1 protein-coding gene is annotated in these 356 nt (G+C 23.3%); it reads left to right on the plus strand.

Going from position 1 to position 356, the window contains the following annotated elements:
- Nucleotides 1-131: 131 nt before the first annotated feature.
- Nucleotides 132-356: DUF2695 domain-containing protein (locus tag BN899_RS18370; protein WP_042278452.1), on the plus strand; the 225-nt coding region annotated here is incomplete at its 3' end.

Raw genomic sequence — 356 nt, forward strand, 5'->3', positions numbered from 1 at the left:
TTAGAAATAATGCTTTTTTTAGTGTTTAATAAAACATCTGTTTTAGTGGACACTTATGATTTTGTGAATATGTTATAATCAAAATGAAATTGTAAATCTTATAGATAATATATTTTAGGAGAGAAGTAATTATGGATAAACAAAAGAAGAAAGAACTATTGAAAAAATATGCTAAGACTCAAAAAGATGAATTTAATAGTTCACTTCCATTCAGTAAAGATTTATTTGAAGAGTTATTTGATTATCTTGATGAAATGTTAGGAAATGATGGATGTGATGATACTTTAAGGTATACGACCGATTTTTTGAAAGATAATAAATTATCTTTAGAAAATTCAATAGAATGGTTAAATGAT

The sequence above is a fragment of the Faecalimicrobium dakarense genome (assembly GCF_000499525.1).
GTDB classification, from domain to species: Bacteria; Bacillota; Clostridia; order Peptostreptococcales; family Peptostreptococcaceae; genus Faecalimicrobium; species Faecalimicrobium dakarense.